This window comes from Rubrivirga sp., assembly GCF_049648075.1.
Classification (GTDB): Bacteria; Bacteroidota; Rhodothermia; order Rhodothermales; family Rubricoccaceae; genus Rubrivirga.
This window is the reverse complement of record NZ_JBARYR010000607.1, coordinates 1-1,598: the sequence shown is the minus strand read 5'-3', so window position 1 is coordinate 1,598 and position 1,598 is coordinate 1. Positions and strand designations below refer to the sequence as shown.

2 protein-coding genes and 1 pseudogene are annotated in these 1,598 nt (G+C 71.1%); 2 read left to right on the top strand and 1 reads right to left on the bottom strand.

Going from position 1 to position 1,598, the window contains the following annotated elements; genetic code table 11:
- On the top strand, nt 1-554 hold a 554-nt coding region (locus tag WBA11_RS16720; protein ID WP_424521784.1), incomplete at its 5' end, for a universal stress protein.
- 83 nt (nt 555-637) lie between these two features.
- Here WBA11_RS16720 and WBA11_RS16715 read toward each other — a convergent pair.
- Complete coding sequence (locus WBA11_RS16715; RefSeq protein ID WP_424521783.1) at nt 638-835, bottom strand: YgaP family membrane protein; 198 nt, start codon at nt 833-835, stop codon at nt 638-640.
- Nucleotides 836-1,264: 429 nt separating this feature from the next.
- On the opposite strand from WBA11_RS16715, the pseudogene WBA11_RS16710 reads away from it, so the two are divergent.
- A pseudogene (locus WBA11_RS16710) lies at nt 1,265-1,598 on the top strand (energy transducer TonB); the annotation flags it as partial.

The following is a 1,598-nucleotide window of genomic DNA, read 5'->3' as shown; positions in this document are numbered from 1 at the left end:
CGGGTGTGGCGCGATTCCGCTCCGGGAGCGTCGCCGAAGAGATCCTGCGCCGGGTGTCCTGTCCCGTCCTGATCCTCCCCAACGACGGTCCGTCGAGGACGCCCAGCGAGCGGCACCCCGTCCTCGTCCCCGTCGACTTCTCGGACCACAGCGCTTCCGCCCTCGAGACCGGAGGCCGGCTGGCCCGGCTGTACGGCGCGCCCATCGAGGTCGTCTACGTCCAGGACGGGCTGACTCGCGCCGCGCTCCTGGCGGCCTGGAGCCTGAAGGCGGCGGCCTTCGTCACCGACCCGCCCCGGGCGGCCCCCACCAGGGAGGACCTCCGGGCGTTCGCGGCGTCGGCCGGCCTCGAGGACGTCACGGCCCACATCGACCAGGGCGACCCGGCCGAGCGCGTCGTCGCTCGAGCGGCCGCCCTCGAGGCCGGCGCCGTGGTCATGGGGACGCACGGCCGCCGAGGTCTCTCGCGGGCCCTCTTCGGCAGCGTCGCCGAGGCCACGCTGCGCCGCGCGCGGTGCCCGGTCCTCACGGTGCGCCACGTCTACAAGACGTAGCGGCTCTCGTCCTCGAGGTCGGCGCCGGTAGTCTCTCGTGATTGTCCTCGAGGACGTGGTCAGCCCGCCCTCGAGTCCGCTGGCTACTTCCTCAAGGTCGAGAGCCCGAACGGCAGGTACGCCGGGCACGTCCCGACGAACGCGGTCGCGGCGAAGACGACCGCGACGATGCCGAGCACCCAGTCGAGGGCGCCGTCGGTGACGAACACGACCAGGAGCAAGAGAACGGCGGCGGCGGCGAGGCGGAAGGTCCGGTCGGTGCGGCCCATGTTGAGCGTCATAGCGAGAGAGGTGGAAGTGTCTAAACGGTACCTCGGAAGGGGAGGAGGCGTGCGACGGCCAACGGCGCAGAAATCTGTGGGGGCCGCCCTCACATCGCGGTGGTATTCCGGGCTCGTCCTTCGACGTCGGCTCTTTGGGCAGCACCCTTTCTCTGTCGTCGGCGGCGAGCGCCTCCGCGGTGGTGCTTCTGGTCGTGGCCCGCCGTCCGAGTTTCTGCTAGCGCATGACGGACTCCGCCTCCGTCGAGCGGGTTTGCGTCTCAGGGCCTCTGCTCGTGCGCTTTCGAGGTCCGTAGGGGGGGACCCCGCGGCTCGCTTGGACCCTCCCGGGCAGACCGTGCCGGGCGTCCCGCACGCCACGTCGGCGGCTCTCCCGGCACCTCTCTCGGAGGTCTTTGTGCCACGTTGCTGACGTCCCGCCCCACTCCTATGGCGATCCACAAAGCCCCCCACGCCGACCTCCGGCGGGCGTACCCGATCCACCGTCAGGCCGGTCTCGTTATCGCGCTGGTCGTCACCATCGCCGCGTTCACCGTTCCGCTGCCCGAAGCGACAGAGGCCGTGATCGCCGTCGGAGACCAAGAGGTGATTCAACTCGAGGAGGTCAACCAAACCCTCCAGACCCTGCCACCCCCGCCCCCGCCTCCGGCGGCCTTGCCGCCCCCGGTCGAGGTCCCCGACTACGTCGAGGTCGAGGAGGCCGTCATCGAGGAGGTGGAGCTAGACTTGGACAGGGCCGTCTCCGTCCCCTCTCCGCCCGCGG